This is a genomic window from Clostridium sp. CAG:221 (assembly GCA_000435835.1).
GTDB lineage: Bacteria > Bacillota > Clostridia > Clostridiales > Clostridiaceae > Clostridium.
In genome coordinates, this window is the sequence record FR883428.1 from 821 (window position 1) to 21,570 (window position 20,750).

Below are 20,750 nucleotides of genomic sequence, written 5' to 3' on the forward strand. Positions count from 1 at the left end.
GAACAGTATGATATTCAACACTCTCTCCTCTTTAAGATAAAGTTCCATTAAAACAAGGGTTTAGTTTTGTAATAAGTATATAACTAATCAAACCTTAGATAAAGTTATAGTAAAAAATAAATAAGTAAACTAGATTTGATAAAATGAAATATATGTTAATTATGTATAAAATATGAAAAGATATAGTAAAATACTAAGTGTGATTTATTATAGTTTGGAGGTGATAGGATGATTAATGCAATAAGGGATATTGGCTCTTATTTAAGAGAAAACAATGGTGTTTCAGAAGAGGATATTGTTAGAAGTTTAGTTAATAAGATAGAAGGCAATAACATTAATGAAATACTAACTATAGATATTAAAGATAATAGTGAAATAATAACAAATAGTGAAGAGTTTTATTCTGAAATTACAACAAAAGCTTTATATTATCAATCAGGTAATGGCGCATTGGGTGGTGCGTTAAGGGCTGATTTTTTTAAAGATGAGGAAAAAGAGAAGCAAAAGTTTGATAAAAAAATAAAGAATACATTAACCTATTGTGGAGAAGAAGATAAATATGATGAAGTAAGAAAAATAATTTATGAAAAAATCAAAAACCAAGGTAAGAATTTTTTTGTAGTGATACTTAAAAATGGAAGATATCCATATGAAATATTTAAAAATAAATTTTTAGACAAAATGTATTCTACTACTTATAAAAGAATATCTAATAAGCACATATGTCATTTTTGTAGTAAAAAAGGTGAAGTATTTAATACAACAACTTACAAATTTTATACCAATGATAAAGAAGTATATGGAAGTATAGATAATAAGGAAAAATTCGGTGTGGTAATGTGTAAAAACTGTCTAAATGATGTGCTTATTGGCAAAAAATACGTGGAAGATAAGTTAACTACTTATTGGATAGGTAAAAATGTTATGTTTATACCACATGATTTCAATGAAGAGTTAGAAAGTATTTATGAAAATTCTACCTTAACAAGTGATGATAAGAAAAATTTCATTTCAAATATAAGTCAAGATGAAGAGCTTGTTCTTGAAATGCTAGGTAGTGGAAATACAGAGACTGATATAATTTTTTTTGAAAAAGATGCAAATAAAACATTTTATATTTATCACACAATAAAAAGTATGTTACCTTCAAGATTTGGAGAGTTAGCTAACTATTTAAAAAAGTATAAACTAAAGTTATACAAAATAATAGAATACTCAACAGCTATTAAAGTTGGAACTAAAGGGATAGAAACTACAGATAAAGAGAAATTAAGAATTGTTGAAGCGATTTTTACAGGAAGAAAAATTCAGAGAAATCTATTTTTTACAAGAGCAATGATGGTATACAAACAAGATTATATAAATGGAAATTCAAAGTTTACATCTGAAAACATAGGTAAAGTATATAATTTTTTAGTGGAGACAGGGTGTTTAAAAGGAGGATTTGATGTAATGACTAAATATGAAGACTACAAAGATTTATTTAACAATAATCCAAGCTATTTTGACATAAATGAAAAGAAAGCTTGGTTTTTAATTGGTATGGCATATAACTATATTAATTATAGGATGAAAAAACAAAATTCAATGGAAGAAGGAAAGTTAGCTGATAAGACATCTTTAGATAAAAACTTTTTCTTTGCAAGAAAATTTGATTTTAAAGATTTTATATATTTTTTTAATCTTTTAAGTGATAAGACAATAAAATATAACATTAATTCACCATGGTTAAAAGAAATTACTACAGATGCAAAGCTATTTATGGCAAATCAAAATGGAAAATTAAGCTCAGATGAAGCAAAATATATATTCTTTTGGGGAATAGATAGTAACTTTAAAAAGTCTTATGAGAGAGAAGGAAATAATGAAGATATTAAAAATGGGGAGGATAATTAATTATGGCAAATACAAGAGAATTTTTACTATTTACAGATTGTACAATGGCAAATCCTAATGGAGATATGATAAACGAAAATAGACCAAGATATGATGAATGTACAGGAAAGCTTGAAATGTCTGATGTAAGAATAAAAAGATACTTTAGAGAAGAAGCAGATAATAGGGAATTAAAGGTATTTGTTAGACCAACTAAAAAAGATGATGGGAAATACCTAGACTGTAAAGGTGTTGCAAAAAAAATCATTGAAGATAACTTTGGAAATGCTAAAGATGGAAAGGATAAGCTAGAAGGATTACTAAAGGAAGAATATATAGATGTTAAATTGTTTGGAGCTGTTGTAACTGAACCTAAATTTAATATTATAGGGCCGCTTCAAGTTATGTGGAGTAAGAGTATTCATGAGGCAGAAATAAAATTTGCACAAGGAACAGCAGCATTTGCGTCAAAAGAAAACAAATCACAAGGGACAATGTGGGATAAATATTATACACCATATGCATTATTTAAAACATATATGGTGTATAACGATAAGTGTGCCAAAAGGCAAAATATTAACGTAACATAAGAAGATATTGAACTTTTTAAAGATATACTAGTAGCAGGAATAAGGAGCTATAAAAGCACTTCAAAAAATCAGATGCCAAGAGCATTAGTGGAAGTAGTATACAATAGAAACTATATAGATGGGGAATTAGATTATGTTAAAGCAAAATATAATAAATATGATTTAGCTATTAGATCTATAGATGAATTTACCTTTGATTTTAATGAATTAGTTAACTTTGTAGAATCACATAATGATGTTGTAGAAAAAGTAAATGTGTACCTTCACCCTAAAGTAAATGTAGAAAATTTATCAGAAAAATTTAATGTTGAGTATATTTAGGAAACTTTGAGGTGTAAAAATGAAAGCTTTAATATTTAAAGCCACAGGAGATTTTGCAAGGTTTAGATGCTCATATACTACTACATCAGCATTAACTTACTCTGTTATACATCCTATTGCAGTAAAAGGCCTTATTGGTGCTATTATGGGAATAGATTATGCAGAATTATTTGAATATACTAAAGGAATGAAGATAGCTATAGAGGTGCTGAACCCTTTAAAAAAAGATACTCAAAGTTTTAACTTAGTACCACAAAGCGGTGGTAATGGAGCTGCAACATTCCCATCAAGAGTGGAGTTTTTAAGAGATGTAAGTTATAGGATTACAGTAATTGATGATGAAGATAAACTATTTCAAATAAGGGATGTCATAACAACTAAAAACTTTACATTTACTCCATATTTAGGAGCAAGCGAGCATATTGCAAAGATTACTTTCGAAGATATCATTGAAGCTAAGCGATTAGAAGGTACTAAGGGGAAGGTAAATTCAATAATTCCTAAAGATAAGGTGTTAATAGAAGAAAATAGTGATATTAAACTTTGTATAGATAGAATTCCAGTGAAAAATGAAAAATCAAGAGAGTATATAAAGTATGAAAAGATTGCATTTGCAGAAGGTACAAGTATTATTGCAGAGTTAAGTGATATATACAAAGTAGGTGATTATAATGTGTACTTCTTTTAAATTGAAATCACATATTTATGAAAATAAATCATCACAATTATTAGTAGATCATCTAAGAGGTGTGGCGAAAATTGCAAAGGAAACATCACAATTAAATGGAATTGATGATAAAGAAATTATGAATGTTATAGAAATATTATGTTTATGTCATGACTTCGGAAAAGCAAGTTCATATTTTCAAAAATACTTAGAAGGCAAATATAATGGGGAGTTAAAAAAGCATGGAGAAATATCTGCATACTTTACTTATTATATGTTACCTGAAAGATGGAAGCTGATAGGATTTATTTGTGTTAAAAGGCATCATGGCAATATTGATATAGAGAACAATAGCTTTTTTGCTACAGAAAATAAAGAAGCATTAAAAGAAATAAGTAAAGATATAAAAAATAATATTGAAGAATTGAAGTTAATTTATAAGTGTGATTTAGAAGAGTTTTTTAGTAAAATGAATGATGGTTCATTAATAAAAGAAGTAAAATTAGCTTTTGTTAAAAGAACAACTACTATGAAAAGAAAAACAATAAAAGAACAGCAACAAGAATTTATGTGGCTACAATACTTGTGGTCACTTTTGCTTACAGGTGATAAAACGCAGCTTATAACAGGAAAAACTTTTAAAAATATTCAAGGACTAAGTGAAAGATTTACTTTGAATTATAAAAATAAAATACGGAAGTCATTAATTGAAAGAATACCAGACATTGAGAAGTCACCATTGTTTAATATCAGAGAAGAAATATATGATAGTGCTATAAGTTCTATTAATAGCTTAGACATAGAAAAGGATAGAAAATTATCTATAAATGTACCAACAGGTACAGGAAAGACAATTTCAGTTTATGGAGCAGCATTTAGATTAAGTGAGAGATTAATAGAAGAGAAGGGAATAGTACCAAATATTATTTACAACATACCTTTTATGAGCGTTATTGATCAAAACTATGATGTTTTAGAGGAAATATTAACAGCTAATGAGGTGGATACTTCAACAGATTTAATATTAAAACATCATTCTATGTCACCAATTGAGTATACGGATCATGAAGAAAAAGAATATAAAAACTATGATGCTAGATTTTTAGTGGAAAACTGGCAAAGTACAGTTATTACAACAACCTTTGTGCAATTATTTAACTCTATCTTTAAGTCTGGAGTGAATTCAATAATGCATAGATTTAATAAGCTTGCAGGTTCAATAATTATTTTAGACGAAGTGCAGGCAGTCCCTACTAAATATTATCCAATTATTGAAGATTTGTTTAATATATTATGTGATGATTTCAATTGTTATATTATTACTGTTACCGCAACAAAGCCATTGTTCTTAGAAGGAAAAGAACTTGTTATTAATAATCATATTATTTTTAAAGAAATGAATCGAATTATTTTTGAAAATAATACCCATAAGTCACTATATTTAAATGACTTTAAAAAGGTGGTTTTAGATGATATAAAACATAATAATGATAAAAGCATCCTAGTTATTTTAAATACAGTAAAATCGACATTAGATGTATTTGATTATTTAAAGGCAAAGCTAGGGGAAAGTAGAAAGATTATTTATTTAAGTACTGAGATAATTCCTAAAGTTAGGTTAGAAATTATAAAGGAAATAAAGGATAGTAAAGATAAGTATATTTTAATTTCAACCCAATTAATAGAAGCTGGTGTTGATTTAGACTTTGATATTGTATACCGTGATATTGCTCCAATGGATTGTATAAACCAAAGTGCAGGAAGAGCTAATAGAAATGGTGTTAAAGGAACAGGAATTGTAAAGCTATATAAACTGATGGATGATAATAATAAAATCTTTGCTTCATTTGTTTACTCTAATTCTCTATTAAGAGCAACGTTAACAATCCTTAAGGATAAAAGGGTCATTGAAGAGAATGAGCTTTTGGAAATAAATAATGCATACTTTGCCAAAGTAAAAGAGGTAACAGGCAATCGTAGTCTTGAAGAATACAAAACTTATTGTGAGTATATTAGGAATTTAAGGTTACAAGATATCAGAAAATTTGAACTTATTGAAGAAAATAAAAATAAAATAGATGTAATAATCAGATATAATGATGAAGTAGAAAAATATATAAATATAATAGAAAATTCAAAAGATTATTCCGAACAGGATGTAATTAATGGATGGCGTGGTTTAAATAAGTATAAGATTTCTGTAAATAGAGATGTAGTAAAAGATATGGTATATGAAATAAAAGGAAGTAATTTTATAAATGGATCAGATTATAATAAAAATAGAGGTATTATAAGGCGTAGTAGTGTAATAATTTAGGAGGAATAACTTTGAATTTAGAGGTTTGTACTGTAAAATACTCAGAATTAAAATTGAAAAATAGAGATGCTGAAAAAATTAGAGGATATATAGGGAATAGGTATATAGACAATAATCTTCTTCATAACCATGATGATAATAAATTTATATATAGATATCCATTAGTTCAATATAAAGTAATAGATAATATTCCAACAATAATTGGTATAAATGAAGCAGCAAATATTGTTGCTAAAATTGGGCTTTTTGAGGATGAGTTAATAATAAGAGATGTTAGTTATGATATTAATCAAAAAGAAATTAATAAAGAAAATATTGAATTTGGGTGTACGGATGATTACATAGAGTATGAGTTTGTTACCACTTGGATAGCAATAAATCAAAAGAACAGATCAGAATATCAATATGGTAATGAAATAAAGAAAGAAGAGATTTTAAAAAAAGTATTGATTGGTAATATTATTTCTATGTCTAAAGGATTAGGATATACAGTTAGTAAACAGTTAATTTGTTGGATAAATGTTGAAGAGAAAAGAGTGAAGTTAAAAGGAATTACTCATGTTGGATTTGTTGGGAAATTCAAAGTTAACTTTAAAATACCAGATTATCTTGGGTTAGGTAAATCAGTTTCAAGAGGATTTGGTACAATTAAAAAAAGTTATAGTTAAACTAATAAATATAGGCTAGAAGAATGCAATTATGTGTTCTTCTAGCCTATATTTACTTTAAAAGTTAGTAATTATTATATAAATATAAAAATATTATTTAATAAAAATAAGTTTAAGAGGGGGTAATATGAAAAAGTCAAAGAAATCAAATGATAAGAAAAAAATAGATGAACTTAAACAAATTGAGGTATTAAAAGATAAAAAAATAGTATTCTTTACAAATGGCGAGTTAAAAAGTTTATTGGAAAGACGTTATGTAAACACTATGATTTTGTAGTTAAGGTTACTAATGGACTTGCACACTCAATAGGACATATTATTAATTTTGAAGCAAAAAAAGTTAATGCAAAATTAATAACAACGAGCCATGTAAACATTGATTTGTTATTGAATGATATAGTACTACAGCTATAATAGATGTTATCAGAATAAGTTTTAGTGGCTCATATTCTGTAGGACTGATATAATATTTTTAGAAAATGTACAAAGGAGAAGTTAGATGAAATATTATTTAGCACCGATGGAAGGTATTACAGGATACATATATAGAAATGCTTATGCAAAAAGCTTTCATAACATAGATAAATACTTTACCCCATTTATTGTGCCTAATGAGAGTAAAAGCCTAAAGACTAAAGAGTTTAAGGATATGCTGCCAGAAAATAATAGAGGGTTAAATATAATTCCACAAATCCTTACAGATGATGCAGAAGGCTTTATATTTACTTGTAAGAAGCTAAAGCAGCTTGGATATGATGAGGTTAATTTAAACTTAGGATGTCCATCTAGTATTGTGGTGTCAAAAGGTAGAGGTTCAGGTTTTCTAGCAAGAGTGGATGAATTAGACGCTTTTTTAGATGAAATATATAAAATTGATGATATGAGAATATCAATAAAAACAAGAATAGGAAAAGATACCCCAGAAGAATTTTATCAGCTATTAAATATTTATAATAAATATCCTTTAGAAGAGCTTATAATTCATCCAAGGACTCAAAAAGATTTCTATGGCAATAAGCCTAATCTAGAAATTTTTAAAGATGCATTAAGCTTAAGTAAGCATTCCATTTGTTATAATGGTGATATTTTTACAGTTGAAGATCATAATAATATTAAAGGATTATTTCCAACAGTTGATAAAATTATGCTTGGAAGAGGAATACTGGCAAATCCGGGATTAATGCATGAAATTAAAAATAACGCACTTATAAATAAGGAAATGCTTGAAGGATTTCATGAAGAAATTTTTCAAAGCTATAGAGAATTCTTTGGTGATGATAAATATGCTTTATTTAGAATGAAAGAGTTATGGGGATATATGATTTATATCTTTTCAAATAGTAAAGAATATTCGATGAAAATTAAAAAGTCTCAAAATATAGCTGAATATAATGAAGCAGTGTCAAAGCTACTAGAAGAACAAGAAATAGTAGCAGGGGCAGGGTTGTTTAGCAAACATGATTAAAAATAAATTCTAAGAAAATTATTGTATAATTTTCTTAGAATTTTGTTTTTATTGAAAGATTTATACGCTGCTAAACTCAGTTACAGCTTGTGATTGAAGCTTTTCAATTGAGTTATCACCTTTGTAACGATAAAGATGTATAAAGGTATTTGGAGATGTTTTATCTTTTGGAGGTATAAGCAGTGTAAAAGTCATTGAAGGAGGATAAGAAGATTTATCTAGCCAGCTTCCACAATTGGCATAGATAGTCTTTTGATCCAGACTATTATTAGATATAATCATACATGCACAATGAGTGTGTCCAAAGATAACAATTCTTTTTTTTGATTGAGGATTTTTAAAATATTGAATTTGTGCCATATTATCAAAATAAGAATGAAATATAGAATATTTAATGGCTGCTTCTGTTGATATGCTTACAGGTACTTTATTATATATTTGACGCTTGTTCCAAGTTAAAGTAATATCTTTAAATAATTTATTAGAATCTTTTTTATCTTCATTTAATAAATCTGGCAAAAGGTCATTAATGCAGTAATTTTCTTTATAGCCATTAATAAGGGTATAGATAAATTTTTCATCATTACTTTCCATTACTGGGCATTTTCGAAGTGAAAAAGTACATATGCTTTTATATAAATATTCAAGATAGTTTTTATTAGAGTAGGTATTACTTATAAGGGTAAAGTCAGTAACAAAATCATCGTAATAACGTAAATTTTCTATAAAGGATGTTGCAGAAATACGGGCATAAAAATAGCCTGGAGGTAATAAGAAATCACAGTTATCTTCAGTGGTAGAAATATGGTTTGGTGCACAAAAGAAATCATATCTATGGCCATGTTCTATTATAGAGTTAGGCAAATCTTCTGGAGTATAAGAACCTAATCCATAGGAATCCCTTGCTTGATTTATTCCAGGAAATATAGAGTTTATTTCTGCAGAAGTAAAAAGCATATCATGATTGCCAGGAATATATGTTACTTTAATTTCTTTATCTGCTATGATATTTCTTATATCATTAATTATTTCTTTATTATTCTCAACAATTCTTTCTAAAAAATTCAAAGAAGATTCTCCATTGAGAGTGTCTATATGTCCAGGTATAAACCATTGATCAAAGAGGTCACCATTAAACACAAGCTCTTTTAAATTTGGAGAAAAACGAAGTTTTGATAAAAAATTATGAAGATATTTTCTGTTGGATTTAAATTGACCGTAGCTATCATCTATACCTAAATGTATATCACTTAAACAAAGGATAAGTTTTCTTTTATCTTCATTTATAAAGATATTTGATTGTTCAAGATTAATGTTATAATCAATTACAATATATATACATATATTGCCTGAAGATAAAGTAACATTTAGCTCGTATTCAACGCCTTCTTCCAATGGTGCTTTATTACTTAATTGAATATTTATAATCTGTGAATTTGATTTATCTAGAAAGCAATGAAGAGGAACTTCTCTTTTATTTAAATGAACATCTACCTTGTAAAGCTTTACAGAATTGTCAATAGCTTCTTCTATAAGTGATGATTGAAGATCTATAGCGAGAAAGCGACATTGATCAATAATAATAGGATTAACAAGGGAATTAGCAGGTAGTGATTGGAGTTTTAATAAAGTAACGTTACTCAAATAACTATAATAATTCATAAAGCCTCCTTATTTTTTTATTATAAATATATGAATAAAAGTGGATCAAAAGAATTAATAAATCTATTGTTGAATTTTCTTTTTATCAATTACTATAGTTTTAAGAGAATTATTGGTGAAGAAATAAAAATTATGTATAATTGTAGATATAAAATACATTAAAGAGAAGAATATAGTGAAGAATTTTAGGAGGTATAATTTTGATGAGAGAAGAAGTTGAGCTTTTATCTTCAGGATTGGCCAGCTGTTTATTAAATGGAAAAGAAGTACGGATACTAAAAATATCTCCCGAGAGTATTACTGTTCGTTTATCAGAAGAGGCTGATGAAATTAGTAAATTGGTAGTGGCTTTTTATATGTTTAAGGAAAATAAATATGATGAAGTTAATATAGAAGATTTTGTAATAAACAAAAAGAAAAAAGAAGAATTTTATTATACATATTCATTTACTATAAAAGATAAGGAGTATTTTCAAAGAGTTAGAAATACTTTAAGAGATTATTCTAAATATGTAATGATGAAGAATTATGGTTATGAAAATCAATTTTCTGAAGAAATGGTATCGTATCCTGCAGAACTTGATTATGATTTCTATGACTCTTATATTGATCAAAAGAAAGAGTGGATGTTATGCACTATGAATTCATTATCAAATTCAGATGTATTGGACTCAGTGGAACTTGCCATTAAGATAGATAACTATCAGTTATATAAGAGGTATTTGGAAAATGATATTATAGAATTTAGCAAAGAATATTATAGTAATAATTTTATGGTAGAAACTTTTTTGGGAAAAAAGAAAATTAATAGGATATATATAGGTAATGAATTTTGTCATAATTTATTACCAGATATTATTACCTTGAAAAGGATAATGGATAAAGCTAATAGTGAGAATTTAAATATAACATTATGTTTTACTTATATGAGAGATTGTTACATAGAAAGAAGCGAAAGTCTTTTAGAAAGTGTTTATAAATGGTGTAAAGATAATAAAAAGCCTTTAGAAATTGTCATAAATGATTGGGGAATGTTAAAGCTTCTAGAAAATAAAAGAGATTTTTTTCAGATATCTTTAGGGGTACTTTTAAATAAGAGAAAAAAGGATCCTAGATATACTTATAAAAATGGCTATGAAGAAAATATAGCTTTAATATCTGATAATAGTCTTAATATCAGTGATTTTAATGAATTTTTAAAGAGTAAAGGCATTTCTAGATATGAGTATGAAAGTTGTGGATATAAAGTACATATTGCAGAAGGCAATCATAGTATGCATTTACCATTTTATGTTACCAACACATCCCAGTATTGTACTTTACATGCAATGTGTACACAGTTAGATAGAGGAAAACAAAAGCTTGTTATGGGCTGTGAAATGTATTGCAAGGATTATGTATTTGCATATCCTAAGCATCTTAAAATGGTAGGAAGATATAATTCCTTATTTGCTTTTGATGACACTTTACTGAAAGATGAAGGAAAATTCAGTGAATATATTAAAAATGGAATAGATAGAATTGTTTTAAATTTTATATAATGATAGGATGAAAAAAATGAAGATTGTAGCTGGATTAGGTTCCATTGACCATTATAAGGACTTAGCTGAAGCAGGTGCAGATGAAGTCTTTTGTGGAGTGGTTCCATATGAGTGGAATAAGAAATATGGTAGTTTATTTCCTTTAAATAGGAGAGAAGTTCTTTATTATAATGTACAGATATGTTCATTAGAGGAAATGAAGATACTTAAGAAAATGATGGATGTATATAAGGTTCCTGTAAATATTACATTTAATTATTTATACTATCTTGAAGAACAATATGAAATGATTTATGAAATCATGAAAGAGTTAATAAATATTGGTTTTAATGAATTTATCATAGCAGATATTTCTTTAATTTTATATCTTAATAAAAGAGGTTTAAAATGCAATATACACTTAAGTGGAGAATGTGCTGAAATTAATAGGCTTTCCATTGATTTCTTTAACCAACTTAATATATCAAGATATATATTTCATAGAAAAAATACTATTGATGATATTAAAAGCTGTATAAGCAACAATGAAAAAAGAGATATTCAATATGAAGCTTTCATATTAAATGAAAGATGTCATTATACTGGAGGATTTTGTAGTTCTTTTCATTGTGATGAATTAGAACATTTATGCAAACTTCCATATGAAATTATTAAAATTAATTCAGAATCTTGTCATTTTGAAGAAGTTGATAAAAAACTTAAAAGTTATTATGAAAAACTAGACAATCCAATAGAGTATGAAGAATCTCAATGTAGTGGTATTAAAAATAAAATAGGTGATACCGGGTGTGGTTTATGTTCTTTAAAAAAGCTTAAGGAAGCCGGTGTAACACATTTGAAAGTAGTTGGCAGAGGAAACTCCTTAGAAAATATGCAAAGAGATATTAAAGGCTTAAAGAAAGCAATAGAAATAATAGATGAAGCGAAAGATTCTGAAGTATATGAAGACAGAATAAAGAAAGAAATAATTAATGGTAGTTGTAGTGGAGAATGTTATTATTAATATAAAGTAAAGATGTAATATAAGGGTATAGAAATAATAGAATCAGGAGTTTTTTTATTAAAATGTAATTTAAATAAGAAATTTACACCATGACAAAATATGGATTATACTTATATAATTGTAAGGTAACAAATATTTTAGGGATGGTCTAGGATATATGAAAAAATTAGGTGAAGTTTTTAATGATTATGAAAGTGGAGGCACCATAAGATGTGCGGAAATAGAAAAGGTAACATTAAGAAAAAAATCTAAGACTTTAGAGTTAAAAATAACATCAAATCAATATATTGAAATTAAAGAAATTGAACGTTTTAATAATTTTTTAAAGGAGAGATTTCTCTTAAATGATGCTAAAGTCCTAATTAAATATACTGAAGATGTAAATAAAAAACCAATTGAAGAAGAAATTAAGGAAATAGTGCGTGCACTAAGTATGAAGCATCCTTTCCTAAGAGGTGCTATAAAAACATGTGAATATGAAATCAAGGATAGAAATATTAATTTAATCTTTAAGTTAGAAATATCTCATATACTATTTGATTTAAAGATTCATAAGGAAATTGAAGATTTTGTACAAAGTATTTATGGAATAAAGTATAAAGTGAACTTCATTGATGATGTTGATGAGCAAGCATTGATAGAAGCAAAATATCTTGAAGATAAAAAAGAGTTGGATAGTATTAATAGAAATTTCAAAGAGAATTTACAAGATAAAGTAAGTATTAATGAGAAATTGATAAAAGCAAAAGACATAAGTACTGAAGGAAATGATTCAAAAAAGAAAAAGGATCCATTGTTGATACTAGGTAGAAGTTCGAATTTTAAAGAACCAATCATAAAGATTTCAGATATAACTCCTTATGAGGGGACTGTGGCTTTATGCGGTGAAATATCAAATATTGAAAGTAAAGAATTAAGAAGTGGAAAGATATTACTTTCATTTGATTTATATGATGGTTCAAGTTCCATAAGCTGTAAAAGTTTTATTAAAGGAGAACTATTTAATGAAGTATTATCAAGGCTTAAAAGCAGTAAAGGCATTAAGATTTATGGAAATTCAGGCTATAGTAAGTTTTCAGGAGAAATTGAAGTTATAGCAAACACCATAGTAGAGAGTGGTGGATTAAATAAAGCTATTAGAATGGATAATTCAGAAATGAAGCGAGTGGAACTTCATATGCATACAAAGATGAGTCAGATGGATGCAATGACTTCTGCAAGTGATTTAATTAAAAGAGCCATGAGTTGGGGAATGAAATCTATAGCCATAACAGATCATGGAGTTGTACAAGCATTTCCTGAAGCTCACAAGCTATTAGGAAGAGATAATCCTAATATGAAGATTATCTATGGGGTAGAAGTTTATCTAGCACCAGATAAGAAGCCATCTGTTAAAAATTCAAAAGGACAAGATATAGATACCACCTTCTGCGTATTGGATTTGGAAACAACAGGTTTTTCACCTAAAAGAGAAAAGATTACTGAAATTGGAATAATGAAATTACAAAATGGTAAGGTCATTGATAAGTTTAGTTGCTTTATAAATCCTGAAAAACCTATACCTCAAAAGGTAGTTGAAGTTACTAACATTACAGATGATATGGTTAAGAAAGCAGAAACCATAGATAAGGTTTTTCCAAAAATACTTGAATTTATTGGAGATTCTGTGTTAGTAGCCCATAATGCAGATTTTGATATAGGTTTTTTAAGACATAATGCTAAAGAGTTAGGCTATAATTTTGATTTTACTTATATAGATACCTTAATCTTAGCTCAAGATATATTCCCAGATTTTAAGACATATAAGCTTGGTAGGATAGCTAAAAATTTAGGAATAAAAGTAGAGGTGGCACATAGAGCTTTAGATGATGTTGATACTACTGTAAAAGTATTTAATATTATGATGGAAATACTTAAAGAAAGAGGAGTAACTACATTAGATTCTATTGAATATTATGCTTGTAATGAAGAATCTCAAAAGCAACAATATAAAAAGTTAAAAACATATCATGCAATAATATTAGCGAAAGATTATACAGGTCTTAGAAATTTATATAAACTTGTATCTTACTCTCATCTTGATTATTTTTATAAAAAGCCACGTATACTTAAAAGCATGTACGAAAAATATTCAGAAGGTTTGATACTTGGAAGTGCCTGTAGTGAAGGTGAACTCTATAAGGCAATTTTACAGGGAAAAAGTGATGAAGAAATAGAAAGTATTGCAAGATATTATGATTATTTAGAAATCCAACCTTTAAAAAATAATGAATATTTAATTAGGAATGGTGATATTCCTGATGATGAATATTTAAAAGATATAAATAAGTATATAGTAAAACTGGCAGATAAGCTTGGTAAACCTGTTGTAGCCACTGGAGATGTACATTTTATGGATCCTGAAGATGAAATATATAGACGTATTTTAGAAGCAGGACAAGGATTTAAGGATGCAGATAATCAGGCACCGTTATATTTAAGGACAACAGAAGAAATGCTTCAAGAATTTGCTTATTTAGGCCATGAAAAAGCCTTTGAAGTAGTGGTGGAAAATACAAATAAAATAGCAGATATGTGCAGCCAAATAAGTCCTATTTCACCAGAAAAATGCCCTCCACATATTGATGGATGCGAGCAGACTATTAAAGATATAGCTTATGGAAAGGCACATGAATTATATGGTGATCAATTGCCTAAGATTGTACAGGAAAGGCTTGATAAAGAACTGGATTCAATTATTAAAAATGGATTTTCTGTTATGTATATAATTGCTCAAAAGCTTGTATGGAAATCAAATCAAGATGGATATCTTGTTGGTTCAAGAGGTTCTGTTGGTTCTTCAGTAGTTGCTTATATGACAGGGATTACAGAGGTAAATGCATTACCACCACATTATAGATGCCATAAATGTAAATATTCTGATTTTAATGATTATGGATATAAAAATGGTTTTGACTTGCCTGATAAAATTTGTCCTGTATGTGGTGAAAAACTTGATAAAGATGGAATGGATATACCTTTTGAAACCTTTCTTGGCTTTAATGGAGATAAGGAACCAGATATAGATTTGAATTTTTCTGGTGAGTATCAGGCCAAAGCACATAGATATACAGAAGTTATATTTGGAAAAGGTACAACTTTTAAGGCAGGAACCATTGGAACTATTGCAGAAAAAACAGCCTTTGGCTATGTTAAAAAGTATTATGAAGAACATAACGAAAATATAAATAAGGCAGAAATAATAAGAATTGCCAAAGGATGTACTGGAATCAAAAGAACTACAGGACAGCATCCAGGAGGAATAATAGTTGTTCCAAAGGGGAGAGAAATATTTGAATTTTGTCCAGTACAACACCCAGCAGATGATCCAGATTCAGACATTATTACAACTCATTTTGACTACCACTCAATAGATCAAAATTTATTGAAGCTAGATATATTAGGCCATGATGATCCTACTGTAATTAGAATGCTACAGGATATTACTGGAGTTGATCCACAGAAAATTCCCCTTGATGATAAAGAAACCATGTCTCTTTTTTCATCAACAAAGGCATTGGGAGTAACTCCGGAACAAATTAATTCTAAGGTTGGTACATTTGGCATTCCAGAGTTTGGTACTAAATTTGTCAGGGGGATGCTCTTAGATACTCTTCCTATGTCATTTTCAGACTTGCTTTGTATTTCAGGTTTATCACATGGTACAGATGTGTGGCTTGGGAATGCTAAGGAGTTAATAGATTCTGGTGTAATTACTAGTATAAGTGATGCAGTATGTTGTAGAGATGATATTATGGTTTATTTAATAAAGATGGGACTTCCAAAGAATACTTCCTTTAAAATAATGGAAACTGTTCGTAAAGGAAAAGCTTTGAAGGACCCAGAAAAGTGGGCTGAATACGAAGATTTAATGAGGGAAAATAATGTCCCTGAGTGGTATATTGATTCTTGTAAGAAGATTAAATATATGTTTCCTAAGGCTCATGCAGCTGCTTATGTTATGATGGCTTTTAGAATTGCCTGGTTTAAAGTTCATATACCTATGGCGTATTACGCAGCATATTTCTCCATAAGAGCAAAAGCTTTTGATGCAGAGTTTATGATTTTTGGCAAGGAAAAGGTAAAGGAAAAAATGCAGGAAATTAATAAGCAAGGTAATGAAGCGGCACCAAAAGATAAAGACATGTATGATGATTTAGAAATAGTATTAGAAATGTATGAACGAGGATTCAAATTTCTACCGATGGATTTATATAAATCAGATGCAAACAAATTTAAAGTAGAGGATGATGGACTAAGACCACCACTAAATAGTATTTCAGGGATGGGAAATGTTGCAGCAGAAGCAATATTTAAAGCAGTTCATGAAGATATACCTATAAGCTCAATTGATAATTTGAAAAAGAGGGCTAAAATAGGAAATTCAGCAGTGGAATTATTGAAAAAATTTGATTGTTTAAGGGGACTGCCAGAAAGTGACCAAGTAAGTTTTTTTGATATGATTTAATTATTGAGAAAACCAATTCTAAAATAAAAGAAAATTAATATAAATAGTACAGGAATGTGAAAAATATTTCTGTACTATTTTTATAAGAGAAAGTTATTTTTATTATTTAAGAAGATTTAATAAAAATGTTATAAAGGAGCAATGTGTCATAGATGAATTTTATTTATCATTACTGTAGTATCAATGCTTTTTATCTCATAATGCAAAATAAATGCATAAGATTATCTGATTTAAATAAGACTAACGATTATATGGAGAAGCGCTGGAGTAAAAAATATATCAAAGAAGTTCTTAAAGAAGAATTAAATAATTATAATATTAATTTGAATTTAAAAGACTATTACATAAATAACGAAGCTAATAAAAGCTATTTAGAATATTACAATGAGGAAATGAATAAAGTTTTATTTGATAATAGACCTATTTTAAGTACATGTTTTTCTGAAGAAAAAGACAAACTAAGCCAATGGAGAGCTTATGGACAAGATGGGGAAGGACTTTCCATTGGATTTGATTTTAAAGTAATTAAACAAGTCAAAAATAAAAATATACTGGTGGAAAAAGTAATCTATCGAGAGGATAAGCAAAAGAAGAGACTTGGAGAAATAGTTAGAAGTTCTATAAAATCTATGGAAAAAAAGTATTACAATATAGAAAAAAAGCATAGCATAGATTTTGATAGATTTTTTAAAGAAAATTTTAATATATTTTGTAAAATATTAATTGCTAAATTGGAAAATATCAGTTGTGTAATAAAAAATCCTGCCTTTAGTGAAGAAAAGGAAGTAAGAATAATATATGATCCAGAGATGTTTAATCCAGAAATAAACGGACCTATAAGTATATGTGAAAGTAAAAGATTTTTTGAAAAAGAGTTATTTATAAAAGGATATAAGATAACTCCAATAAAATTTATTTTAAGGAAAAATCAACTTATAGCATATTGTAATATTGATTTTTCAGGTTATATAAATGATGTTATTATTAGGGAAATCATCATTGGACCTAAATGTAAACTAAGTAAGATGGATTTATATTATTTTCTATTAGAAAATGGATACGATTCAAATAAAATAGAAATAATTAAATCTAAAGCAACTTATAGATAAATATTTTATAAATTATTGAAAAATTTATATTTTATGATATAATTTAATGGTTGTTATACTCACTAGGGAGTAATTGGCGTATACGAGATACGTGGCAAGTCAACATACTGATTGTTTACATCTGGCTTGTCTTAAATAATGAGACTGGTGTATAGCTTTATTTGCTATACGCTTAGTCTCTTTTTATTTATAAAAAAGACTTATGTATAGCAATTTCAGCTATATTTATGAGAGATAACTGAAATTAATATGTAAGGTGTGATAAATGAATAATAAAATTTAACAAATACTAATGAAATGAGGAAATAATATGGGATTAATTGAATTAATTATTCTATCAGTAGGACTTGCTATGGATGCATTTGCTGTTTCCATTTGCAAAGGTCTTGGAATGAAAAAAGTGACACTTAAAAAGGCAGGGATTGTTGGAGCATATTTTGGAATTTTTCAGGCTGGAATGCCATTAATAGGTTATTTAATGGGATATAGATTCCAAGATAAAATAAAAGCAATTGATCATTGGATAGCATTTATTTTATTAGCTATAATAGGCATCAATATGGTAAAAGAATCATTAAGCAAAGATGACGAAGAAGAGATTGAAGAATCTGATTTAAGTTTTAAGTCAATGCTTATATTATCAATTGCCACAAGTATTGATGCGTTGGCTGTAGGGATTACTTTTACATTTCTAAAGGTAAATATAATACCAGCTGTTATTTTCATAGGTATTATAACACTTATAATATCAATGTGTGGAGTGAAGATAGGTAATATATTTGGTGATAAATTTAAATCAAAAGCAGAATTACTTGGTGGAATAATTTTAATCTGTATAGGATTAAAAATTTTACTAGAACATACTGGAATTATATAAGGAGTAGAAATACTCCTTTTTTTAACGCTTAGGAAGGTATAAAATTTTTACCATAGGGGAATACTGATTGATTGGCCATTTCTTATATATGCTGTTACTAATGCGTTAAAAAGAAAATTATAGTGCCCAAAAAGAACCGTAAAAGAAAAATAAATTAATTAAATTTTTGTAAGGACTTATTTTTCTTTTAGAACCTTTTGGTTGGCTAACAAAAGTTGCTTTCTTCGCTGAAGCGTGGCGCCAGCCACTTTTGTACTATAAAAATAAAAAATATTTATGAACAATAAGGAAAAATAAATAAAAAGTGGTAAAATAAGTATATTAAGAGGTATATTAAAAAATTAAGCATCTAGAAATGAAAGGAGAGATAACATGGGGTTATATAATATATATCAATGGTTCATATTTTTTTATATATATTGTTTTCTAGGATGGTGCATTGAGTCAACAATTGTATCATTTGAAAATAAAAAACTTATAAATAGAGGTTTTTTAAGTGGTCCTCTTCTGCCAATTTACGGATTGGGTGCTGTATTAGTGTTATTTATAACGCTACCATTTAGGAATAATCTTTTTGCTGTTTATTTTGTTGGAATGATAGCAGCTACTATTCTAGAATATTTTACTGGCTGGCTTATGGAAATAATATTTAAGGTTAGGTATTGGGATTATAGTTATTACAAAATACAATATAAGGGAAGAATTTGTCTTGTATGCTCATTGTTTTGGGGTGTACTATCTATTTTACTGGTACAATTCATACATAAGCCTATAGAAAAGTATGTATTATTATTAAATGATAACTTTGTTATGATTGCAGCTATAATAATAACATTAATTGTAATTGCTGATACTATAACATCCATTAAAGCTACTATTGATATAAATAAACTTATGGAGAGGTCTGAGAAGGCTTTAAGTGAAATAAAAGAATTAAAATCTGAAATTCAATTAATATTAAATAATGCAGCTAATCAGCTATATTATATTAAAGATGGCACTGAAGGTGATGTTAGTGAGTTTGGTGATAAGATAAGAACTTCTGTGGATACATTAAAGGATAAAATAGAAGGATTGTCTAATGGTATAAGGAAAGAAGTGTCTAAATTAAACTTTATTAAAGAACGATTAGTACAAGGGCATCCAACAGGCCATTCTACTAAATTTAATTATAAATTTAGAAATTTTAAAGAAGAGATATTGAATAAACATAAAAATGAAAATGTGGAAATTGAAAATAGCAAAAATTTATTTCTTCAGAAGCTTGAAGAAATAAGAAAAAAATATAAATAGTTAAAAATAGAATATTTTAAATTTAGATGAAATAATTTTAGTATTATTTAAAGTATGACATAATTGCCTCTTAATACATATTGTTAATAGTAGATGAACATACTATTATATTAATAATAAAATGATAAAGAAGGTTACATTATGTTAATAAATACTCATATGCTAATGGGCAGAAAAATATACGAAAATATGGATTATGATAAAAAGGCTTTATTAAAAGAAACACAGTTTATTTGGGGTAATATAAAGCCTGACTGTGCTTTAAAGTACAAGCTAATGAAGCATTATAAAGATGAAAGCTTTTTAATGATAATTAATAAAATTGAGTTTTTAAGTAATTTATCAATTAAAGATTTATATACTACTTATACTATTAATAAATTTAATCAAGAGTTAGGAGTAATATGTCATTTCCTTTGTGACTATTTCTGTTTACCTCATCATCAAAGATGGGAATTTAAAAGTGCCAATATAGTAAAGGAACATTTAATGTATGAAAAGAACTTAGATAAAGTAGCAAAGGAATATAATTTTACAGATGAAAAGAACATAGAAATTAAAGCGGAAAATGTTGTTGAGTTTATAAATGAAATGTTATTTCAGTATGAAAATTATAGCAGTTATGAACATGATTTAAGGTACGCTTGTTATGTATGTAATACTATAATGAATATGATTATTGATAACATAATTGAAAATGAATATAAAATTAGAATAGCAAGTAGTTTATAGGATGCAGAAGTGCATCCTATTTTTTTATTAAAGATAAAAATATAGATTATTAAATAAATTATATTAAGTAAAAAGTGATAATGCAGTTAAATAAATAGGTTATTTAAAGAAAGAAAGGTGATA

16 protein-coding genes are annotated in these 20,750 nt (G+C 27.4%); 15 read left to right on the forward strand and 1 reads right to left on the reverse strand.

Annotated features, from left to right (window positions below):
• Positions 1–228 precede the first annotated feature (228 nt).
• From Q5O44_RS13695 to Q5O44_RS13730, 8 genes are all read left to right on the forward strand, one after another.
• On the forward strand, positions 229–1,896 hold the full coding sequence (locus tag Q5O44_RS13695; RefSeq protein WP_022169010.1) for a TIGR02556 family CRISPR-associated protein: 1,668 nt from the start codon (positions 229–231) through the stop codon (positions 1,894–1,896).
• A gap of 2 nt (positions 1,897–1,898) precedes the next feature.
• Complete coding sequence (gene cas7b / locus Q5O44_RS13700; protein ID WP_022169011.1) at positions 1,899–2,465, forward strand: type I-B CRISPR-associated protein Cas7/Csh2; 567 nt, start codon at positions 1,899–1,901, stop codon at positions 2,463–2,465.
• Between the two features lie 87 nt (positions 2,466–2,552).
• A complete protein-coding gene (locus Q5O44_RS13705) occupies positions 2,553–2,786 on the forward strand; it encodes a hypothetical protein (protein ID WP_022169012.1) in 234 nt (77 codons plus the stop codon).
• A gap of 19 nt (positions 2,787–2,805) precedes the next feature.
• On the forward strand, positions 2,806–3,474 hold the full coding sequence (cas5b, locus tag Q5O44_RS13710; protein ID WP_022169013.1) for a type I-B CRISPR-associated protein Cas5b: 669 nt from the start codon (positions 2,806–2,808) through the stop codon (positions 3,472–3,474).
• Positions 3,458–5,770, forward strand: coding sequence for a CRISPR-associated helicase/endonuclease Cas3 (locus Q5O44_RS13715; RefSeq protein WP_022169014.1), 2,313 nt, complete (start codon positions 3,458–3,460; stop codon positions 5,768–5,770). The genes cas5b and Q5O44_RS13715 overlap by 17 nt, the downstream gene beginning before the upstream one ends.
• A gap of 11 nt (positions 5,771–5,781) precedes the next feature.
• Positions 5,782–6,438: a CRISPR-associated endonuclease Cas6 gene (locus Q5O44_RS13720; RefSeq protein ID WP_022169015.1), complete on the forward strand. Its 657-nt coding sequence runs from the start codon at positions 5,782–5,784 to the stop codon at positions 6,436–6,438.
• 127 nt (positions 6,439–6,565) lie between these two features.
• Positions 6,566–6,715, forward strand: a complete 150-nt coding sequence (locus Q5O44_RS13725) for a hypothetical protein (RefSeq protein ID WP_022169016.1) — start codon at positions 6,566–6,568, stop codon at positions 6,713–6,715.
• 222 nt (positions 6,716–6,937) lie between these two features.
• A complete protein-coding gene (locus Q5O44_RS13730; protein ID WP_022169017.1) occupies positions 6,938–7,903 on the forward strand; it encodes a tRNA-dihydrouridine synthase in 966 nt (321 codons plus the stop codon).
• Positions 7,904–7,963: 60 nt separating this feature from the next.
• Here the strand turns inward: Q5O44_RS13730 and Q5O44_RS13735 are convergent, their stop codons facing one another.
• Complete coding sequence (locus Q5O44_RS13735) at positions 7,964–9,565, reverse strand: metallophosphoesterase (protein WP_022169018.1); 1,602 nt, start codon at positions 9,563–9,565, stop codon at positions 7,964–7,966.
• Between the two features lie 203 nt (positions 9,566–9,768).
• On the opposite strand from Q5O44_RS13735, the gene Q5O44_RS13740 reads away from it, so the two are divergent.
• The 7 genes from Q5O44_RS13740 (at position 9,769) to Q5O44_RS13770 (ending at position 20,627) form a co-directional block, all read left to right on the forward strand.
• A complete protein-coding gene (locus Q5O44_RS13740; RefSeq protein WP_022169019.1) occupies positions 9,769–11,106 on the forward strand; it encodes a hypothetical protein in 1,338 nt (445 codons plus the stop codon).
• 16 nt (positions 11,107–11,122) lie between these two features.
• Positions 11,123–12,109: a U32 family peptidase gene (locus Q5O44_RS13745; RefSeq protein WP_022169020.1), complete on the forward strand. Its 987-nt coding sequence runs from the start codon at positions 11,123–11,125 to the stop codon at positions 12,107–12,109.
• 157 nt (positions 12,110–12,266) lie between these two features.
• Positions 12,267–16,616 carry a DNA polymerase III subunit alpha gene (gene polC, locus Q5O44_RS13750; RefSeq protein ID WP_022169021.1) on the forward strand — a complete coding sequence of 1,450 codons (4,350 nt, stop codon included), beginning with the start codon at positions 12,267–12,269 and terminating at the stop codon, positions 16,614–16,616.
• A gap of 152 nt (positions 16,617–16,768) precedes the next feature.
• On the forward strand, positions 16,769–17,725 hold the full coding sequence (locus tag Q5O44_RS13755) for a DUF2971 domain-containing protein (RefSeq protein ID WP_022169022.1): 957 nt from the start codon (positions 16,769–16,771) through the stop codon (positions 17,723–17,725).
• Between the two features lie 310 nt (positions 17,726–18,035).
• The gene (locus Q5O44_RS13760; RefSeq protein ID WP_022169023.1) at positions 18,036–18,602 is read left to right on the forward strand and encodes a manganese efflux pump MntP family protein; all 567 of its coding nucleotides are present in this window, start codon (positions 18,036–18,038) and stop codon (positions 18,600–18,602) included.
• A 372-nt stretch (positions 18,603–18,974) separates the two neighbouring features.
• A complete protein-coding gene (locus Q5O44_RS13765; RefSeq protein WP_022169024.1) occupies positions 18,975–19,895 on the forward strand; it encodes a hypothetical protein in 921 nt (306 codons plus the stop codon).
• Between the two features lie 141 nt (positions 19,896–20,036).
• Positions 20,037–20,627, forward strand: coding sequence for a zinc dependent phospholipase C family protein (locus tag Q5O44_RS13770; protein WP_022169025.1), 591 nt, complete (start codon positions 20,037–20,039; stop codon positions 20,625–20,627).
• The last annotated feature ends 123 nt before the right edge of the window (positions 20,628–20,750 follow it).

Bases quoted from the DNA above. Each gene is read 5' to 3' on its own strand.
- Q5O44_RS13695 (WP_022169010.1), top strand. From the start codon at position 229: ATGATTAATGCAATAAGGGATATTGGCTCTTATTTAAGAGAAAACAAT.
- cas7b (WP_022169011.1), top strand. From the start codon at position 1,899: ATGGCAAATACAAGAGAATTTTTACTATTTACAGATTGTACAATGGCA.
- cas5b (WP_022169013.1), top strand. From the start codon at position 2,806: ATGAAAGCTTTAATATTTAAAGCCACAGGAGATTTTGCAAGGTTTAGA.
- Q5O44_RS13715 (WP_022169014.1), top strand. From the start codon at position 3,458: ATGTGTACTTCTTTTAAATTGAAATCACATATTTATGAAAATAAATCA.
- Q5O44_RS13725 (WP_022169016.1), top strand. From the start codon at position 6,566: ATGAAAAAGTCAAAGAAATCAAATGATAAGAAAAAAATAGATGAACTT.
- Q5O44_RS13730 (WP_022169017.1), top strand. From the start codon at position 6,938: ATGAAATATTATTTAGCACCGATGGAAGGTATTACAGGATACATATAT.
- Q5O44_RS13735 (WP_022169018.1), bottom strand. From the start codon at position 9,565: ATGAATTATTATAGTTATTTGAGTAACGTTACTTTATTAAAACTCCAA.
- Q5O44_RS13740 (WP_022169019.1), top strand. From the start codon at position 9,769: ATGAGAGAAGAAGTTGAGCTTTTATCTTCAGGATTGGCCAGCTGTTTA.
- Q5O44_RS13745 (WP_022169020.1), top strand. From the start codon at position 11,123: ATGAAGATTGTAGCTGGATTAGGTTCCATTGACCATTATAAGGACTTA.
- polC (WP_022169021.1), top strand. From the start codon at position 12,267: ATGAAAAAATTAGGTGAAGTTTTTAATGATTATGAAAGTGGAGGCACC.
- Q5O44_RS13755 (WP_022169022.1), top strand. From the start codon at position 16,769: ATGAATTTTATTTATCATTACTGTAGTATCAATGCTTTTTATCTCATA.
- Q5O44_RS13760 (WP_022169023.1), top strand. From the start codon at position 18,036: ATGGGATTAATTGAATTAATTATTCTATCAGTAGGACTTGCTATGGAT.
- Q5O44_RS13765 (WP_022169024.1), top strand. From the start codon at position 18,975: ATGGGGTTATATAATATATATCAATGGTTCATATTTTTTTATATATAT.
- Q5O44_RS13770 (WP_022169025.1), top strand. From the start codon at position 20,037: ATGTTAATAAATACTCATATGCTAATGGGCAGAAAAATATACGAAAAT.